The following is a 507-nucleotide window of genomic DNA, read 5'->3' on the forward strand; positions in this document are numbered from 1 at the left end:
TATGTGTAAAGTTATTCTCGGAAATTTATTCTAGAAATCTGAAACGCAGTTTATTGTTTTTGTCTTTCTCAAGCCTATTTTGCTCTTCGAGCTTTTAAAAGGCTTGAGAAAGTCAGTTCTAATTAAATAATTTCTGTAATTGCCCCATTGGACTTGATGAAGAGCCATAATTAGCTATTCTTCCAATTTTTACACCTATTGAAGGTCTATGTTGGCTTTTCTTCAAAGCTGCTCTCACTGCACCCTTAAACTCCGGCTGGAGTTTCGTTGTAAGTTCCGGTATTTTATCTGTTAGCGCTTTGAGAAACGTTCCGTTCTTACGTGCAGAAATGATCGCTGCTACATTCCCAGCACCTTGAGCTGAAAACCCTCGTCCTTGTCGTTTCATACGATAACTATAAGGACGATGATTACTTTCGCAAACACCAATCCCTTTATTTACGGGTAAATCCCTCATTTTAAATGGTTTAAGACTTTCCCAATTTCTATATAGATAAGCTTTTAACA

The 507-nt window shown here is 37.1% G+C and carries 1 pseudogene; it reads right to left on the reverse strand.

What is annotated here, in order from left to right:
- Positions 1–366: 366 nt before the first annotated feature.
- Positions 367–507, reverse strand: a pseudogene (locus tag ACYQ4S_RS12240) (ISLre2 family transposase); the annotation flags it as partial.

The sequence above is a fragment of the Alkalibacterium sp. s-m-28 genome, from assembly GCF_054658175.1.